Source organism: Dechloromonas aromatica RCB, assembly GCF_000012425.1.
Window position 1 is genome coordinate 3859637 of the sequence record NC_007298.1, and the last position, 18679, is coordinate 3878315.

Genomic DNA, 18679 nt, shown 5'->3' on the forward strand with positions numbered 1-18679 from the left:
ATCAATGCCCCCTGAAGTTGGCGAAACAATCGACCAAGTCGCTTTCCGACTTGGCGTCAAAGGTTCCGGATGGCGCATTCAACAGCTGCAGCGTCCAGAAACGCTCGGTACCGAGTTGCTTGCCAATCCGCTGATAATTGTTGCGGCTGTCAGGCGAAGCATCAATCAGGGTGGGCAGGATGAAGGTATCGGCAACTTTGCGGGCGCGTTCGAGGGCGCTGCCCCACTCATCCCAAAAAACGCCTTCGCGGCGCTGATCGGCCTCGCTGGAAAGCAGCGGCAGGAAGTAGTCGCAACTGGCGATCGCCTGCTCCAGCTTGCTCGACCAGTCCTCACCGCCGCGCAGTTTTTTCTTATCAAGCCAGACATCGCCGGCGCCAAGCTGCAGCAGTCGATCCGCGATGGCTCGTGCGGCATCCGCATTCTCGCTGGCATAGCTGATGAAAACCTGCGGGCTGTCAGCAGCCTTCACAGCGGCTATCGGCGGTGCTTTCTTGTCTTGCTGCGGATGGGTCAAGCGCCATTTTTGCCAGCGCTCGGCCAGTTCGCGGACAAACTCCTTTGGTGTCCCGGGAAAAACCAGGCTATTCGGGCTGAACCGGGAGACAAAGGTGGACAACGAGGTATCCCCCTCGAAGTCGGTCATGAATTCCTGCTTGGCTTTCGAGAATAGTGGATCTTCATTGACCAGCCTTAATAACGAGCGACCGAACCAGTCTGACAGGTGGCAGCCGATGAAAAGCAGGTTGCTGCTGCGCAATCGGCCAAGCAGGTTTTTGATGCTGCGCGTCTGTTCAGACTGAAGGCGATACAGGTATTCGAGTACGTCACCTTCGTGAATGGCGAAATCAAGCAGGTTCTCGGCCGAACCAAGCAATTGGTAGCAGATTTTCTTGCCGCGCGGCCTGACCGGAATATCAAGCGGATGACCATTGGTGTCGGAGCGAATACCGAAGGCAAACGACTCGGCCTGCGGGTCCACATTGGGCTCGCGCAGGCAGCGGAGAAGCAGCGAGTCACAACTCAGGCTGACATAAAGATCAAATGCGTCGATGGCCGCCAAGGCCTGCAAGGCGGGCGGTAAAGGACAATCAGCCGTGAGTGCATCCAGTGTCTTGGCCGTGGTGCGGCGGACCTTGTCGGGATTCTGGCCGCTGGCGACGATGGCCGCGATGCAGCCATGCAAACCCCAGACCCCGGAAAAGCTCTGGTCAGAGGCAGAGAGGTAGCGCGCAAGCAGCTCGCGGGCGACCAGATCGTAAAGCTGTGCCATGCCGCCATTCGTGGCGTCAGGCACCTCAAGCAGCTCAGGGCCGACGATGGGAATAACGTTGCCGCGATCCAGTTCCTCGATCAGACAATACCAGTTGTCATCAACATCTTGGGTCATGAGACGGATTCCGTTAGCGCTTGGCTGGACCTCAAGTCGTACCTATCTCCGGCGACGAAGAAGGGCATGAATCATTGCTTTATCATAACCGTTTTGCAGCAAAGTGTTAGCGATAGCCGAGAAGCGCTTTGGGTCAATTCCCACCGCCCAAAATCAACTGGGCAACTTGCCAAAAAAAGAATGCCAGCCCGCGAAGAAAAACCAAACGCGCTCAGCGCACCTGGAAGGCGCGTGCTTCGTTGCGAACGCGATAGGTTGAACTGATCGCAGTCATGTAGCTTTCCTTTTCTGTCCCGTCGTCGTCCTTGAGCACGGCGCGGCAGTTGAACGTGGCGTTGACGTAGTTCTGGGTGACGTCGCTGGCATTGAGCCGCGAGCTGATGCCGTCTACCGTAACTTCGTAGAACACCCAGTTGCTGGGCACATCGACCCAACGCTTGACCCGGCTTTCGGTCGAGTGCAGGTGGCGGCTGTTGGCGTTGCCGGTGATCGGGAAGAGGTTGGTGGCGTCACCGATGCCGCCAATGTGTTCGTTGAGCAGGTGTCCGCGGATGTATTTGTCGGGGCTGGATTCACCGGGATCGGTTTCGAGCTTGCTCATCAGCGTGCTCTGCGCGCCGGAGCGAGGCGGGCTGCCGGGGTGGCTTCGGCGCCAGGCGTCGTTGAGCCAGTCGATGGTCATGCCCACGCCGACCGTATCGCCGCCCAGCGATTGGGTACGCGGCTGGTAGCGGGTGACGCGCGGCGCCGAGGGATCGTCGAAGATGCCGAACAGGGTACGCAGGTTGGTGACGACGATGGGATCATCGGCGTTGGCCCGCACAGCCGTTCGCGTCGCGCCGATCAGCGGGATGGCGTTGCGCTTGCGGGCCGGGGCGCCGGACTCGTTGGCCGCAGCCAGGAAACGGTCGAGGCGCGTTTCGACCGGCTGCGGATCTCGGCTGGCCACCATCGGGCGCGGATTGCGCTCGTCGCCGACGAAATAGACCTCGTGGCTTTCGCCGCCGGCCGTCCGGAACGGCTTGCGCTGGCGCCACCATTCGGCGACGCGCCCGGCCGCGCTGCGGGCGGCGGTCATAAAGCGCCGGCCGAGACTGACGATCCAGGCTACCACGCGATCGAGCGCCCGGTCGATCGGGGCGCGGATGCGGTTGATGATGTTAGTCACCGCATCGCTGACCCGGCCGAGGCCGACCAGTCGGGCGAGGAAGCTGATGACCAGCGTCAGCAGCCCGGCCATCGTCTGTTCGACGCGGTTGGCGGCAGCCGCGATGACGCCGCCGGCGATGGCGGCAATCGAGTCGATGAAGGCAGCGGCCACCTGGGCGATCTGGCGCAGGCGTTCGACGAAGAACATCACCGTGTTGTAGATGGCGATGATGGCCTGGATGAAGGCGCCGGCCGGGTTGAGCATGCTGACCAGCCGGGTCACGGCGGCCATCACGATGTTGTTCTGGACGAAGGCCATGATCTGCTCCATGACCATTTCGCGCAGGTTGGAGAGGCTTTCGCGGATGCGTTCCCAAGCAGCGGCCGGCCCGTCGCGAACCAACGTGACGACGATGTCGAAGCCGGTTTCCATGGCATTGACCGCCGTTTCGCCGACGGCGCGGACCAGCTTGCTGCGGATGTTCTGCCAGGTCAGGCCGAGCACGCTGAGCACGAACTTGATGATTTCCTGCAGCGTCAGCGCCTGCGGAATGTAGATATTGGCGCCGCCCATCGCCCCGGTCAGCCAGCCGATCAGCGCTGCGCGCAGGTGGGTCAGGATGTTGCTGGCGAACTGGCGGAAGCCTTGAACGGCGGCGCGGACCAGATTGCGGACGAAATTGACCGGATTGGCGACGATGGTCCGGAAGGCGCCGGCGGCCCGGCGGATATAGGGCATCACGGCCGGCGCGACGACGTCGAAGATGATTTCGAGCAGGCTCATCACCTGCGCACCGGCCCAGCCGACGAAGCGCCCGGCGAAATCGCCGAAGACGCGGACGATGCGCCCGAAAGTCTGGACCGGGGTCAGCAGGTCGTTGATGCCGAGGCTGCGCAGGGTGTCCATGAACAGGCCGGGCAAGGCGGTGACGAAGCCCATCAGGCCGGCCAGCGCGCCCTGGAACCAGGCCATCGCCCGCGGCACGGCGCGGCTTTCCTGCAGATTGCGCCAGACTTCCTCCTGCCCAATCAGGCGCATGAAGCCGCCGATCAGCGTTTCGGCCGTGCGCGGCACCGCGTCGCCGGTAATCGGGTTTCGGCCGAGTACGGCGCAGAGCAGATCCCAGCCACGCGTCCCTTGCGCCAGCCCGGCCAGCGGTCGCAGCACGGCATCGCGGATGAACTGGAGGATGCCGGAAACCAGATTGCCGACAAAGCTGGTGATGCGCGCGATCGGCTCGGTAACGATGCGCTTGGCGCGTTCCCAGACGCCGCCCAGATCGAAGATGTCGGTCCAGCTCAGCGAGTCGAGGAAGCGGTCGACCGCCTGCCGGATGCTGCTGGCGACCAGCCCGAGGCTGCTCATCTGCTGCTGCACCCAGCCGGCAACGCGGTCGATGATGCCGTAGCCATCCAGCGCCCGGGTGATCAGCGCGCCGCCCGGCATCAGCTCGACGACAGCGCGCAGCAGGTTGCCCGGCGAGCGGTCAACGGCCCGCATGTTGATCGGATTGACACCGAGGACCAGCGTGAACATCCGGAAGCCGGGGATGAAATTGGCGTGCTCGGCAAAGTAATTGAGCGCATCGCCAAGGCCGAGGCGCTGGACAGCTGGAGCACTGCGCTCGACGACCAGCGGGGCCGGGCTGCGCTGGATCTGCCGTTGGGCTTGCGGTGCGGCGCCCTGCTGGATGGTGTGGGTCAGTTCGTGGGCGATCAGCTCGCGGCCTTCGCCGCTGCCCGGGTTGAACTGGCCGGCCCCGAAATGGATCTGGTTGCCGACCGTGAAGGCCGCCGCGTTGAGGGCAGTGCTGGCTTGCGCGGCGCGGGCATCGCGATGGATGCGCACGGCGCTGAAATCGGCGCCGAAGCGCGACTCCATGTCCTGGCGCACCGCCTCGGGCAGCGGCTCGCCACCGCTGGACGTTGGTTTGGCGGCCGTTTGCTGCGGCCGGGTGGGCGCGGCAACCGCCGGCCCGCGCACCGGATTGGCCCGATGCAGCGTGGGCGGACTGAGCACGCTGGCCGGCCGGGCTGCCGCAGTCGCCGGCATGCTGACGATGCTGCGCGCGACATGCCGGGCCTCGACTTCGGCCGCATCGCCGGGTGTAGAAACGCGCAGGCTCTGGCACTGGATGCGGATCGGCGCCGTCTGCGCCACCACTGGCTCGGCCACCTTGACCGCAGCCGCCGGCATCGGTGGCGACGGGCGATTGACGAGGCGGGCGGCGGCTTCCATGGCGTTCGGCTCAGCCCGGACCGGGTTTTGGCATCGTCAAGGCGGCGAAGGCAGGCAGGTGGCGCATGTTCTGTCCGGGCTAGAAGCCCCGGCCCTCCTTGAGCAACTCGCGGCGCAGGCCGTCGTCGATATCGTCGGTCGCCAGCCGGCGGTCGCCACGGACCAGCGAACGCAGCGCGGCGTAGCGGATGACGTTGATGATGGTGCCGCCGGAAACCTCGTACTTTTCGGCCAGCCGGACGAAGTCGAGATCCCGGTCACGTTCCAGCAGGGCCGGGATCGACTCGGTCCATAGCCGGTAGCGCTCCTCGACGGCCGGCATCGGGAAGGCGACCACCGACTGGAAGCGCCGGGTGAAGGCATCGTCGATATTGCCGCGCAGGTTGGAGGACAGGATGACGACGCCGGGGAAGTCCTCGATGCGTTGCAGCAGGTAGCTGACCTCCTGATTGGCGTAGCGATCGTGGGCGCTATCGACGCGGGTGCGCTGGCCGAACAGGGCGTCGGCTTCGTCGAAGAACAGGATCCAGCCGCGCTGTTCGGCCAGGTCGAAAACGCGGGCGAGGTTCTTTTCGGTCTCGCCGATGTACTTGGAAACGACCATCGACAGGTCGACACGATGCACCTCGCGCTCGCACAGCTTGCCGAGCAGGCAGGCCGACAGGGTCTTGCCGGTGCCCGGTGGGCCATGGAACAGACAGGTGTAGCCCGGGCGCATGCGGGCTGCCATGCCCAGCGTGTGCAACAGGGTGTCGCCGTGCGCCAGCCAGTCGCGCACTTCCTCAAGCTGGGCCAGCGTCGCCGGCGGCAGCACCAAATCGGCCCAGGCCAAGCCAGTCGTCACCCTTTGTGCCGGCAGGGCATCAGCCTCGCTGCCCGGCGCGTCGAGGCCGAACAGGGCGAGCAAGGCCGGCGCCGGTTGCAGACGCCCGGCCAGCAAGCCCTCACCGGGCGGCGGCACCAAGGGCAGCAGCACGTCGCCGGCGAGCAGGCTGTCGTGCTGGCCGAGCAGGTGAATGATGCGCAGGCGTTCCGCCAGATGGTCGCCAGCCAGCAGGAAACAGGCCGTCTCGCCGGTCGGGATGAAATGCCCGGATGACGCCCCCTGCACGCCGCCGAATTCGCTGTAGCCACGCTGGTTGGCCGGGTTGCGCGCCCACAGCACGTCGAGCAGTTGCGGTCGGAGCGATGGCGCCAGGGCGAGCAGCAGCACCGCCCGTTCGTCGGCAGTCAGAGCGTGGCGGCGCAGGAATTCGGCATAGGGCGACTGGCTGTCGGCTAGGCTCGGCGGCGGCCGCTCGCCAGGCAAGGCCGGGCTGGCCGGCTTTTCGGCAAAGTAGGTATCGAGACGATGCTGCAACAAGGCCGCCAGCCAGGCCAGGTCGGCTTCGACATCGCGGGCGGTGGCGTTCAGGCGCTCAGCCATTCGGTGTGGAGAGAGCTAGGCATCCAGGGCAGGCGAATGATGGACAAGCCCCAGGGCAAGCGGTCGAGCAAGAGGTCGAAGGTTTCGCCTTGCGGCCGCAACAGCCAGCCGTCAGGCGCCGGATAAAGCAGGCCACCGCGTTGCAGGAAGGCGACGCGCAGGCCGTCGACGGTGGTCTGGCCGAGGGCAGACCAGTGCAGGATGACAGCGCCGAGCAGGGCCTCGCCTTCCTCCCTTTCGGCATCGCCGATCAGGCCGGCGGCGACTGGCAGCGGGGCGTCCGGCTGCAGGCCAAGCAACAGTTTGGCGGTGCCGAGTTCGAATTCGAAAGGCTCGTCGCGGCCGGTGGCCAGCCAGTTGAGCAAGGCGGCGGCATGCGGCAACCTGGCCCACGGGAAGGGCTCGCCGGGCGGATGGCTGGCGCTGACCCAGCCGAGTGCCGCGAACAACCTTGGCAGATACGGATGGAGCAGGATCAATCCAGCCGAGCGCAGCGGCAGCCCAAGGGCCTGGCCAGGTTCACCATCACGATCAGTCGAAAGATTCGGTGCTTTCCCGACTCCCGCTGCCTCCGGTAGCGGAGGGCTCGTTGCATCTATTGCTGCCTTCGCGCTGCCGTTATCCAGATCAAGCGTTATTGCCCCGCTCTCGCCGCCGAGCCAGCTTTCGATTTTCAGCCAGTTTTTCTGGTCAACCGCAGCAAAGGTTTCCAGCTGCCCGGCACAGGCCTGCGCCACCCGCAAACACTCGCTGCGATGGCGGGAAGAACGGGCCGGGTCGGCCGACAGCGCCAGCAAGCCGAGCGCCTGCAGGCGGAGTGCATGGTCAGCCGGGCGTGTCGCCGCCATCTGACGCAGCAGCGCCAGTCGGGCCGGCGATTCGCCATCGTGGGCCTCGGCCAGACGGGCGGCAAAATCCCACCAGCGCAGGCGGTCGGCGATATCGAGCAGTTGCAGGAAGCGGAAGAAGGCATCGGCGCGCGCCTGTCCGCCGGCTGGCAGATCGGCCAGCAGACAGGGCCAGGCGGCGGCCGGCGAGGCGCTCCACTGGCGGGCTTCGTCCGCCAGTTGCTGCTGCAGTTCGGACTGTTCACGATCGGCATCGAACCAGTCGACCTGGCCGCTGCCCAGATAGCGGCGCAATCGCTTGCCCGGCGTCAGGCTGCGCGGCATGGCGGCCGGCTCCTGCGACGGCACATCGATGACTTCGGCCAGCGCCTGACGGGCAGCCTCGGCCAGCATGACCGGCAACTCTTCGGCCAGCCGCTCGGGCAATGAAATGCGGATAGCCAGTTCGAGGCGCGGCAAATGGATTTCCCGCTCGCCATCATCAAGCGCGGCAAAGACGCTTTCCAGCGCGGGCAGCAGGCTGACTTCGTTCTCCTGCCGCAGGGCCGTGCGCACGGCAAAGGCATCGGCGGCGCTGGCAGTGCGAACCTGCCAGCGCTGGCGGCGGATACGGTGCGTGGCGCTCATGATGATCTCTCGTTCAGCCGATGCGGATACCGACCTTGTTCATCATCTGCTCGGCGACCATGGCCGAGCTGCCGGTCGGCACCTTGTTAGCGGCGATGGCCGTTTCCTTGAGGTTGGTCTGCAGCCTAGCGCTGGCATCCTTGTCGGTGACCATATTGATGGCCGAACCGACCGTCTCGTAAACCGCCGCCTTGTCGGCTTCGAAGCGCACGGTTTCCGGTGCGGCAACGGCAAAGTATTCGACCGTCGTGCCGACCGAAACGGCCAGTTGCGCCTCGACCGCTTTGGCCTGTTCGAGTGCCTTCTCGCGCGTTGCCGGCGTCATCCGGTCGTCGCCGGCCACTTCGCGCAAGCCCTTGATCTGCTCCTGCTGCGATTTGACGATGGCCAGCATCTGTTCCATGTATTTGTCGCCGGTCGCGGCCTTGACGCCATCGTTGACCGATGATGCCTTGGTTTTCAGCACCTCGCCGAGGCTGCCGAGCGAGGTCTGGAAGAACTTGCTGTAGTTTTCCTGAATCTTGATCTCGGGTGCGATCTTGGTCACCTTGAAGTCGTCGAAGCTCAGGTCGAGCGGCTTGATGAACTTGATCGGCATGAGATCCTTCGGCAGACGCAGGCTGATGTCGGGCAGCGTCAGTTGCGGCTCGTCGAAATCGCTTTCGTCGTTGTCGTCGATCCAGTAGGGCAGCATCAGGTCACCGATGACGATACCGGCGTCGTTGTAGACCAGCACGAACGTGCCGCCGGGCACGACGCCGCCGGCATGCTCCAGTCCCGGATGCTCGTTCAGCATGTTGGTCAGCAGCAGGCGGTCCTTCTGATCGTCCTCGCGTTTTTTCAGGATGTCGCCGAGCCAATCCACCCAAAGGTGGCTCTTCGACCCGGCAAAGGAATCGAGCGGCGAAACGATGTCGTTGCGCGTCACATGGCCTAGGTTGGCCTTGGCGGTGGCGGCGCCGACGACGACCGTGCTCAGTCGTTCGCGGATGGTCTTGTCCTGCGCCACGAAGCCCTTGTAGCTGCGGGTGGCCAACGGACCCGGCTTGGTGGCGCTGCCGATCAGGTCGGTATCGGCCGCTTCGAGCTGGATCTTGGCGTTCTCGATGGGCTTGGCGTAATCGGTAGTCAGTGCAGCGTGCTGCGTGAAAATACCGCCGACCTTGAGCTTGCGGTCCTCATCGGCACTCCAGTCGGTCTGCGCCTTCTTCACATCTTCGATCAGGCGGCCGCTGTAGGCGATGTTGTCCTTGAGGTGGCTGGTCAGGTCCTGGCGCAGCAGGTAGTGCAGGCTGTGCAAGCTGGTCTTCTTGAACTTCGGGCCACGGATGATCCATTGCCGCTGATTGTGCGTCAGCGCACTGACCACCGAAATCGGCAGGTTGCGCTGGCGGATCAGCTTTTCAATGGCCCGCTCGGCCACGTCGGCCTTCAGGCCGAGGAAACCCTCGATGCGATAAAAATCGTTGCCGCCCTGATCACTCAGGAAAGGATCGGGCAGTTGGCGCTCGGCCAGCGGCGCTTCAGGCAGGATGGGCTGTAGGTCAGTGGCCTGCGTCCAGTGGTAGCCGGTGTTGTCCTCGCTCTCGCCGCGTTGCCGGCGGGTGTCGTTCCACAGTTCGCGTAACGTGGCATCTGCCCGGTAATAGACCGGGATGGCTCGTTCGTCGAGCGCGATACTCTCGCGCCGGCTGGGGATGATCTTGGGAATCTGTGCCTTGGGCAGCTCGAAGGCGTCCAGCAGCAACCCAAACTTGCGCATGAGCAGGATCACCCGCTGCCGCTCGAGCATGCCGCCAGCCAGCCACGGCGCCGGGTAGCAGCCGGTGCGATCGACCGAAGGATCGGCCAGCGCCCCGAGCAGCAGGTGCTTGGGAAAAGCCTCGCTGGCCGGGCAAAGCACGCCGTCGTCGGCGAACAGGGCGGCGCGCAGGTCGTTCCAGACCGCCACCAGATCCTTGGCATGGTCATGAAAATACTGGATGCCACCGACCGTGCCGGGCAAGGCCTGCAGACGCTTGTCCAGGCCAGCCGTCCAGCCAACCGGGCTGGGCAGCCCGAGGGCGGCACCATCGCCGACCCGGTCGATCAGTTGCTTTACGGCCCCGTACAGCGCCTTGAAACTGCTATCGGCGGCCGTACGATAACGGGCGGCGAACAGTTCGGCCGAGGTGACATCGACCTTGGCGTCGCTACCCGTACCGAGATCGACACGCGTCACGCGGACACGCTTCAACTGGCGAGCCAGTTCGGCGCCGGTGCGGAAGCTGGCGTTCAGGCGGATCTTTTCGGCCAGTTCGCGATTGATCAGCAGCAGGCGCTGGGTGTTCCGGGCCGTGCGGCCGCGGTTGTCGCAATCGCCGCCGGTGCATAGGTCGGGATCGTTTTCGTAGCTTTCCATGAAAGCGATGGCGACCATCTGCTTCAGCGTATCGCCGATCTCGGCCAGCGGCTTGCCCTCACGCTTGTCATCGGCAGCCAGCAGTTCGATCAGCGGTAGCATCTTCTCGCCGTCGTAGAAGGCGTCGTAGGCCGGGGCGCTTTCGTCGTAGGCCAGCCAGCGGTCGAAAACCGTATCGTCGGACAGGCCGATCAGATCGCCATCGCTGGTCACACCGACGCCCTTGCTGACGACCAGTTGCTCCTTGCCCAGCGATGGCCACAGGCCACCGACAATGCCGATGCCGAGCAGTTGCGTGCGCGTCAGGCGGCTCTGGTCGTCGAGGTATTCAACGACGCTGTTCAGTTGCGTCTCGGTCAGCACCTGATCGCGCTCGAAGACGGCGTAATCGGTGGTGACTTCGTTGAGGCGGCGGATGATCTTGAGCGGTTCGGCCATGGTCGTGCTCCCGGACTACTAAACAGGGGCCTCGTCGGCACTGCCCAATGCAGTGCGACCGAGGACGAAAGGTGGAGGCTCCATCTGGCCGCAGGGGTGCAGGCCGCTGGAGGGATAAACGTTCTTGGCGCGGGTCAGCGCATCGGTCAGCGCCTTGATCCTGGCTGCCCGGTCGGCCGTGGCGGTGCCGGCCCTGATGGCCAGCCAGTCGCGATAGGCCTTTTCGATTTCGGCCATGTCGTCGCTGTTCACCCAGCAGATGCGCGGCAGGATGTGGGCCGGCGTTTCCTGGCGCAGGGTTTCCTCGACAAAGTTGCGGAAATCGAAATCGCGGAAGCGGCCGGTGAAGGCGGGCAGCACGATGGTGATGCGGTCGCTGTAGGGATCGAGATCGGCACAGTCGGTGCAGCCGGGATCGACGCAGATGTCCATGAACGGGTCGCCGGTTTGCTCCGGCAGCAGCAGCAGGTGCTCGATGACGTACATCCCCTCGCCGCTGTAGTAGTTGCGCAGGTGGGCGATCAGGCTGGCAATGGCCAGTTCCATCGCCTCGGCGCTGGCGAAATACTCGATGCGCCGGGCGATGACTTCGCCGCCGGCATCGACGATGTTGAAGTAATGCCGGCCATCGCTCGTCGTCTTGCGTGAATAGCCCTCGGGGCGCTGGGCGCGAGCGATGGCCTGCTCCATTTCGTTGCGCGCCTTGGCCTTGGTCGTGTAGTTGGTGCTGCTCGAGAGCAGGATCTTGGCGCTGACCGGATGCCGGACGCGGAAGCGGAATTCGTCGTTCGGCGTGGCATCGACCTCGGCGTAGGTGTCGTAGGCCACCTCGGACAGGTTGCGCCGCTGCCAGTTGCCGATGTCGAGCAGGCGGGCGATGCGGCGTTCGAAGCCGGAAACGTTGTCGCTGTTCCACAGGTCGGCGTCGCCCTTCAGCGCCGCGTTGTAGGCCTGCCCGCGCTGGCCGCCGAGACGCGGATATTCGTCGAGGAAAACGCACTTGGCGCTGGCCGCCTGGGCCGGCCCCATGCCGAAACGCGCCTGCATCACGGCGGTGTATTCCTGGAAATCCTCGGCGTAACGCGCCAGCAGGTGATCAAGGAAGCGATTGCGGCGCACCAGCCCGCTACCGGCCGGTTCGACCACTTCGCCCAGCTTGGCAGCATCGAATCCGGCGCCGTAGACCTTTTCCCAATTCGGGAAGCTGTCGACCAACTGGCTGAAATAGCTCTGCGCCAGCTCGGGCCGAGTCGAGAACAGGTCGCGGACATGCGCCAGTTGCGACTGGTAGTTGGCCATCATCTGGTCAAAGAACAGCAGCCAGGCCTTGAACTGCAGCGCCTGCGCCGCGCGCTGGGGCGTGGCGCCGGGCGGGAGGCCGAATTCGGAGATGCCGTAAGTAACCGGAAAATGCGTCTGGAAGGAACGGTAGCTTTCCGGGTTGCGATAGCGGCCAAGCGGAATCGGCAGGTCTTCGAGCATGCCGTCTTCGAGCTTGAGGCGTTCGGCCAGCCGCAGATCGCCGAGCAGGCTGGAGACCCGTGCGGCATTCGGCGGAATGGGCAGGTTCTTCTTGTAGAAAACCAGCCGGCCACGCGTTGCCGAAAGCCGAGGCTGCATCCCGGCCGGCACAGGCAGGCGCCACTTGTCGGTCGGCTCGATGGCCTTGCCGGCGGTATCCAGCGCGTTGAGCAGGATGTCGCGGATGGCAACGACGCCCGGAATATCCATGATCACGCTGATCACATCTGAGAGCCGGACTTCGCTGCGCAGACCGGCGGCAGCGAGTTCCTCGTCGTCGATGAAGCCATTGACCAGCTTCGGCCCTTCGAAGATTTCCGGAATGCTCCACAGTGAGCCATCGGCCCGGCGACGGGCGCGCATTTCGTCCAGCGTGTAGTTGAGCACCGGCGGCGCCAGGAAGCGATCGACGGCAAAGGCGATGTCGGCCGCGACGCGGTCGGCATCGGCATCCGGCTGCAGGTCGATTTCGGCGCACAGGCTGAAGTACTGCATGGCGATCCGGTCGACGCCGACAAAATCGGTGCACAGGCCGCGATTGGCATTCAGGGTGGCCAGCACGTCCCGATCGACGCCCTGCCGCAGTTCGACGGTGTCCTTGTCGTCCATGTAGTCGAGCAGCACGCGATAGCGGCCGCGCACTGCTATCGGGCGCTCGGTCTTGCTGCCGGTCGGCGTGGCGGCCAGCGTGCCTTCGGCCGGATCGGCGTAGAGCGTCTTCGGCACCGGATGCAGCCAGGCGTTCTTGACGCCGGGCAGGTCGATCAGCAGCTTGCGGTAGTCGGCCTCGGTGACCGGCATGCAGGGCAGGATGCTGCCGGCGCTGTCGAACAATTTGGCCATCTCGACAGCGTTATCTTCCGGCGCGGCGAGCAGGTCTTCGATCGGGAAACGGGCCCGGTAAGCGAGATCGGTCAGCGCGTAGGCCAGCAGTTCCAGCGTCGTGATGCCGGGGTCGTGCGAATTGTGGTCGGTCCACAGGCGGCGCGACAGGCGGCGCACGCTGTCGAGGCCGATGCCGGCCAGCCGGCGCTGGTCGAGCGCCGGATCGGCGGGGGGCAGGGGCGAGATCTTGGGTTGCAGCAGCATGGCGTTTCTCGCGTCAGTCGGTGGCTTCGGCAATCACATGCCGGGCCGCCGAAACGAGGATGGTGTCGGGCCGTTCGGCGACGATCTCGGCGACATCGTTGAGCAACAGGTCGCCGCTGCCGGCCAGACCGCAGCGGAAGTCGGTGACGAAATCGACGTAAGGCAGCTCCTCGATGAAATCGAGCAACACCGAACGGTAGATGCGGCCGCCGAAATCGAGCTGCCGGCCGGCCGCGAAAGCCCACGGCGACAGCGCCTGGACGATGGCTTCGTGCAGTTGCCGGCGGGTGTAGTCGAAGGGATAGCCGGCCCGGAAGCGAACCTTGAAATCGAGCCGGATGGCCTGGTAAGCCGGGTTGCGAACGCGCACCGTGACCTGCGGCGAGGCATGCGCCTGGGCCAACTCGGTCATTTGCGTCAAGGTGTCGAGATCGACCTTGGGTTGCAGCAAGTCGGGCAGGTTGCGGTTGCGCAGGTCGGGAATGGCGACGATCAACAGGTGGCCGGGCGCCATCCACGATGTTTCGCTGGCATGCGGAATGCACTTGACGCGATGCACGCCGGGGAAGTTTTCGAGCAGCAGTCGCTCGTAATCCCAGGGCGTGATGCAGCGCTGGCGATGGCGCAAGCGCTCGGCCGCACGACGGTTGAGCATGGCAGCACTTTCGCCGGCCCGCCCGCCAAAACTGGCGTAGGGCTGGGCCACCTGCTTGAGCGCGGCGGGCGGCGCCAGCAGTTTGGCGATACTGCCCGGGGCCAGCGTTTCAACGGCCGGCGCCGTCGCAGCAGCCGACCAGTCACGCACCACTTCGACGCCGTTGGCGTGCACGGCGAGCAGCTTGCAGGCCCCCGCGCTGTCCTTGTTCACGGCTGCCTTGAGCCAGACCGGACCAGCCGGCAACCAGCTGTTGTCGGTCGTCGTCGAGCGCGACAGCACCAGGCCGACGAGGCCGCTGGCGCGCAGGCCGCGGCTGGTGTCGAGGGCGAATTCCTCCGGCGCCGCGGGGCGCCAGTGGTTGTCGCAGAGCACCGACCATTTGACCGGCTGCGCCTGCAACTCGGGATCGGCACTGCCCTCGGCAACCTGCAGCAGCAGGTGAATGCTGTCGCCGGCCCCGACGCCATCGACGCCGACGATCAATTCGCCTTCGTCGGGATAGCTCGGCAGCAGGCTGATTTTCTTTTCGCTGACCCAGCCGAGTTGGCGGCGCAGGAAGGGGTGTTCGCGGCGCGGGCCAAAGGCGCCGACATGGAAGAACTGCAGGTCGAGCGAGGCGGCGAAGGCGTCCTGATCGTCAAGTGTCAGGTCGGCGACCGGCGATTGGGCGGCGTAGGCCAGCGTGATCTCCTGCACCACCGGCGTATAGGGTTCGTTCAGCACCTTGGGCGAAGTCTTGCGCGCCTCTTCCATCGTCTCGCGGCGGTAGTCGGCGTGCAGGAAATCCTCGATCAGCGCCACGGTGACAAAGCCGCTGCGCGCAGCCGGTGGCGGCACGTTTTCCCGCTGATAGACCGGCTGCGCCTGCATGAAGCGCTTGCCGAACAGGCGGCTGATGAAACTGCCGCCGCTGAGCATCGAATAGACGAAATTCTGCCCGACGTAGAGCGGCGTGAAGGCGGTCGCCGGCGCACTCGGGCTCAGCGTGCTGACGCCATCGACACGGTTCATCAGGTTCAGCTCGCGCGAGGTCTCGCTGCCGCCGGCATCCTGATAAACCAGCCGGGCTGCGATGCCGTTACTGACGGCGGCGACGTTCTTGTAGCAGGCATACCAGCCGGCGAAGTCGCCGGGCGCACCCTGCCAGCGCAAACGGATTTTCAGGTCGGTCAGCGGTTTGCTCAGCGCCTCGGGGCAACCGACCATGAACCGCGAACCTTTGACCGGCTGCGGGCCGAAGGGCTGGAAGGCCTTTTTCGGGTTGAGGCTGCCGAAATCGTTTTCGAGATCCAGCGTTTTCATGCCGTCGACCGTGACACTCAGTCGGGCCTTGTCGAGCCGCAGTTGCGACAGTGCCGCGTAGGCAGCGGCGGATTCGGGCCGGAGCAGCAACTGGACGACCGGCAGCGCGGTGGCGAAGGCCGAGCCATGCAGTGCGGCGTCGTAATCAACCACGGCCGGTTCGCCATCCGGCACCGTAAAACCGAGTTTCAAGTGGCCGGCGCTCAGCGTGCCAGTCAGCGGATACGGCCCAAGCCAGCCTTTTTCACCACTGACAAAGGCCTGCAGGCAGTCGGCGATGGCCTGCCCGCTCAGCCCGACGCTGTCGGCAAAGGCAACATCGAGCGTCGCCGCCACCTCGCGCCGCCCTTCGCGCAGCCGCAGCAGTGACGAGGCCAGCGCAAAGCCGAGCGGCGCTGCGGCCAGCCCGGCGTGGCCGAAAGCCGACCAGTGCGGCTTGGCCGGATCGAGCGGCGTGCCGAGGCCATCGGCCGAATTGGCAACCGGGGCGAAACGCACGCCGCCGGCATCGCGATAGACGCTGTGCAGCGCGGCAATCTTGCCTTGGCCGATCAGCGTTTCGCGCAGCGGGGCGTAGAGGCGTTCGCTGCCATCGGCGCCCTTGCCGGCCGTGAAACGATGAGCCGGCGTAATGGCAAAGGGCGCCGTGCCTTTCTTCAGTTCCAGCGTCAGGTGGGCATGCTCGGGTTCGGCCGGCAGCGGTTCGAAACCGAGCACCCGGCGATACTGGAAATCAAGGTGGCGGGCGGTCAGGTCGTTCAGCGCATCTTTCGCTGGATCCAGCATATCGAGGAAGGCACCAAACAGGCCGAGATGCGGCGGTACGCCGCCATCGTCGCGAGTAAGTGCCTGCTCGGCGTCAGCCGGAAAAAGACCTTGCCAGTCACCATCGGCCTTGTCCGGATCGAAGCCGTAATAGCGCAACTGGGCGGCCAGCCGGCGCGCTTCGGCGACGCGATCGGCCGGGCTGCGACCATCGACCGGGGCAAAAGCGGGGTCGAGCGCGGCCGGCGAGCGGTCTTCCTGGCTCTGCCCGAGCCGGGCAATTTCGTTTTGCAGGATGCGGTCGCTGGCCATGGTTTCCTAGCGCCCTCCGCCCGGCACCATCGCCGCGCGCAGCTCGTTGCTGTCGGTTTTGTAGAACGGGAAAACGAGGTTGAAGCGCGAGTTGGTGGCGCGCACTTCGTAATCCAGCTGGATGTTCAACTGGCCGGTATTGGGATCGGGACTATCGACGCTCAGCGTGATCACCTTGATGCGCGGCTCGTGGATCAGGATGGCGGTGCGCACGCGGTCGAGCAGCAAGGTGCGCATCGTCGTGCTCATCGGCTCGAACATCATTTCGCGCATGTCGAGGCCGTATTTGGGCTCGAACAGACGTTCGCCAGCCACGGTGCCGAACAGGATGACCAGACTTTCATGGATGTCGGCCTCGTTGGAAACCATCACCGCGCCGCTGCGCGAAAAGCGCGGCGGAAAACTCCAGCCGGTGCCGAGGAAGGATTCGTAGCGGTCGCTGGGATCACTCATGCCCCTGCTCCTTCGACTAAAGATGTCATCGCGGGCCTCATCCGATCATCACCGTCGGGCTGCCGACAGCGGCCGAGGCGCCGCACAGGCAGCTGTCACCAACGCGTAGCGCCGGCCGGCCGCCGATCATCACCGTCGCGCTGCCCATCGGAAATGGACTGACCGTCGGCTGATGGCTGTTGGGTGGCAATACGCAGGCGTGCATGTCGCCAACCACCGCCGCCGGCTGGCCGCCGATCATCACGGTCGGCACGCCCGGCCCGGTGATCGTTCCACCGTGGTTGCTGAGGTCGCCGACTCGGGCTGCTGCAGGCATCGCGCGTTCCTTTCCCGACCTAGTTGATCTGAACCATGGCGCCGGACAACTTGGCCATGCCGCCGCCCTTGAGTTCGGCGCTGGCGCTGCCCTCAAGCTTCAATTCGCTGCCAGCCTTGATTTCGAAGCTGGCCGTCGCTTCCATCTTGGTTTCCGTGCCCGCCTTCATTTCGACCGCCTTGGCGCTCTCGAAATGGATGCCGTCGCTGTCCATGACCATCTTGTTGCCGTTCTGGTCGGCCAGCGTCAGCGACTTTTCGTCCTCGCTGAGCACAATCGAATTCCCGGCCGGCGTGGCCAAGGTCATGACGATCTTGTCGTCGTCAAAATGCACGGTCATACCGGAACGGGTCTTCAGCATCTTTTCGTGGTTGTCGTCGCTGCCTTCGAGCGGCGCCGGCTTGGCACTGCTGTGCAGCATGCCGAGGATGACTGGGTGGCGCGGATCGTCGGCCAGAAAACCGACCGTCACCTCGTCGCCAATTTCGGGGCGGAAGAAGAAGCCTCGGTCGTCGCCGGCATCGAGGCTGGCCACCCGAGCCCACAGACCGTCGCTGGCCAGCCCGAGGAGCGGCAGTTTGACGCGCACCCGATGCTCGCCATCCGGGTCTTCGTTGCTGGTGACGACACCAATCTGCAGGCCCGAAACGCCGGGCAGCAGGCCGTCGGCCCTGGCCTTTCCGGGCGCCTCAAGATCGACGCCTCCGAACTGCACATGAGTCTTCCAGCCCTGCACCAGACTGAATTCATGGCGCACGCCGGTGACCAGCACCTTGCCGTTGAAGCGCCGGCCAAGACCGGCCAGTTCGACGACCACGCCGGGTTTGACCGTGGCGATGCCCTCGCACTTGCCGCGCCCGGAAACCTGATCGACCCGGCGATACAGCGCGATGCCATCGACCCAGGCCTGCGTTTCGGCTTCCGGCAGCCCCGGGTGGCGCACATCGAAAGCCTGATCGGCAACGCCGGCCAGGTCGTCGCTGCTCAGGTTGCCGGGTGGCGTAAAGGACGGCATTGCCGCCTGCACCTCAACGGCCTCCTGGCTCGCTGCATCCCAGCTCGTGCCCTTGTATTCACCGTGCTGCAGACGGGCGTCGATTTCGCCTTCGAATTCGAGCAGCGTCGCGCCGTACTGCAGTGTGCACACCGTGGCGCCAGTCAGCGCCGGTTTGCGGAGCACTACCTTGTCGCCTTCGCACCAGACCAGCTGGCCGTTGGCCCGTGCCCGGGCAAGGATGAAATCCCAGTCCGTACTCTGATACTGCAAGACCTGCTTGTGTTGCAGCGTGGTCGCTTCGACATCGGTGCCGACACCGGCCGCGCCGAGCACGGCTTCGATGATGTCGCTGTCGGTTTTATCGAAATGGTCGGTCGACCGCTCGGTGACGGCCAGTTTCATTGCCGCGTGCCTGCAATCGACGACCAGTTGCGAGGCGGCTGCTTCCCGCACCCGGGCGCCCTGGCGAACGACCGTGCCGATGAACACCGAGGTGCTGTCGCGCCCGGCGCCGGCCAGGATTTCGATGCTTTGCCCCGGCGTGAACAGGTCACCGTCGCTGAGCGGAAACTGCCCGGTCGACGCGGCGCCATCGACATAGACCAGCCGGGCCGAGGCTATGCGGTTGGCCGCGACCGTGACGCTGACCGAGAGCAGCTGATGCTCGCGCGGCACCGCCTGGCCACCGGCCTTGACGGTGAATTCGCGATGTTCGGCAGCGATGGGCAGGGCGCGGGTTTCCGGCACG

General features: G+C 65.1%; 10 protein-coding genes. All 10 read right to left on the reverse strand.

The genetic code is table 11. The features are described from left to right. Position 1: 1 nt before the first annotated feature. The 10 genes from DARO_RS18365 to vgrG all read right to left on the reverse strand — a co-directional run bounded on the left by DARO_RS18365 (position 2) and on the right by vgrG (position 18678). Positions 2 to 1390, reverse strand: a complete 1389-nt coding sequence (locus tag DARO_RS18365; RefSeq protein WP_011289325.1) for a toll/interleukin-1 receptor domain-containing protein — start codon at positions 1388 to 1390, stop codon at positions 2 to 4. A 211-nt stretch (positions 1391 to 1601) separates the two neighbouring features. Next, the gene (locus DARO_RS18375) at positions 1602 to 4778 is read right to left on the reverse strand and encodes an eCIS core domain-containing protein (RefSeq protein ID WP_011289326.1); all 3177 of its coding nucleotides are present in this window, start codon (positions 4776 to 4778) and stop codon (positions 1602 to 1604) included. A gap of 79 nt (positions 4779 to 4857) precedes the next feature. Continuing rightward, the gene (locus DARO_RS18380; protein ID WP_011289327.1) at positions 4858 to 6204 is read right to left on the reverse strand and encodes an ATP-binding protein; all 1347 of its coding nucleotides are present in this window, start codon (positions 6202 to 6204) and stop codon (positions 4858 to 4860) included. Then, positions 6189 to 7679, reverse strand: coding sequence for a contractile injection system tape measure protein (locus tag DARO_RS21985; RefSeq protein ID WP_011289328.1), 1491 nt, complete (start codon positions 7677 to 7679; stop codon positions 6189 to 6191). Before DARO_RS21985 ends, DARO_RS18380 begins: the two co-directional genes overlap by 16 nt. 13 nt (positions 7680 to 7692) lie before the next feature. Further along, the gene (locus tag DARO_RS18390; protein WP_011289329.1) at positions 7693 to 10518 is read right to left on the reverse strand and encodes a hypothetical protein; all 2826 of its coding nucleotides are present in this window, start codon (positions 10516 to 10518) and stop codon (positions 7693 to 7695) included. An 18-nt stretch (positions 10519 to 10536) separates the two neighbouring features. Beyond that, on the reverse strand, positions 10537 to 13128 hold the full coding sequence (locus tag DARO_RS18395) for a baseplate wedge protein (RefSeq protein ID WP_011289330.1): 2592 nt from the start codon (positions 13126 to 13128) through the stop codon (positions 10537 to 10539). Positions 13129 to 13141: 13 nt separating this feature from the next. Further along, on the reverse strand, positions 13142 to 16165 hold the full coding sequence (locus DARO_RS18400; RefSeq protein WP_011289331.1) for a baseplate J/gp47 family protein: 3024 nt from the start codon (positions 16163 to 16165) through the stop codon (positions 13142 to 13144). Between the two features lie 6 nt (positions 16166 to 16171). Then, positions 16172 to 16618, reverse strand: a complete 447-nt coding sequence (locus tag DARO_RS18405; protein ID WP_011289332.1) for a GPW/gp25 family protein — start codon at positions 16616 to 16618, stop codon at positions 16172 to 16174. 37 nt (positions 16619 to 16655) lie between these two features. Beyond that, a complete protein-coding gene (locus DARO_RS18410; protein ID WP_011289333.1) occupies positions 16656 to 16934 on the reverse strand; it encodes a PAAR domain-containing protein in 279 nt (92 codons plus the stop codon). Positions 16935 to 16953: 19 nt separating this feature from the next. Continuing rightward, entirely contained in the window at positions 16954 to 18678 is a 1725-nt protein-coding gene (gene vgrG / locus DARO_RS18415; RefSeq protein WP_011289334.1) for a type VI secretion system tip protein VgrG, read from the reverse strand. Between the last annotated feature and the right edge of the window lies 1 nt (position 18679).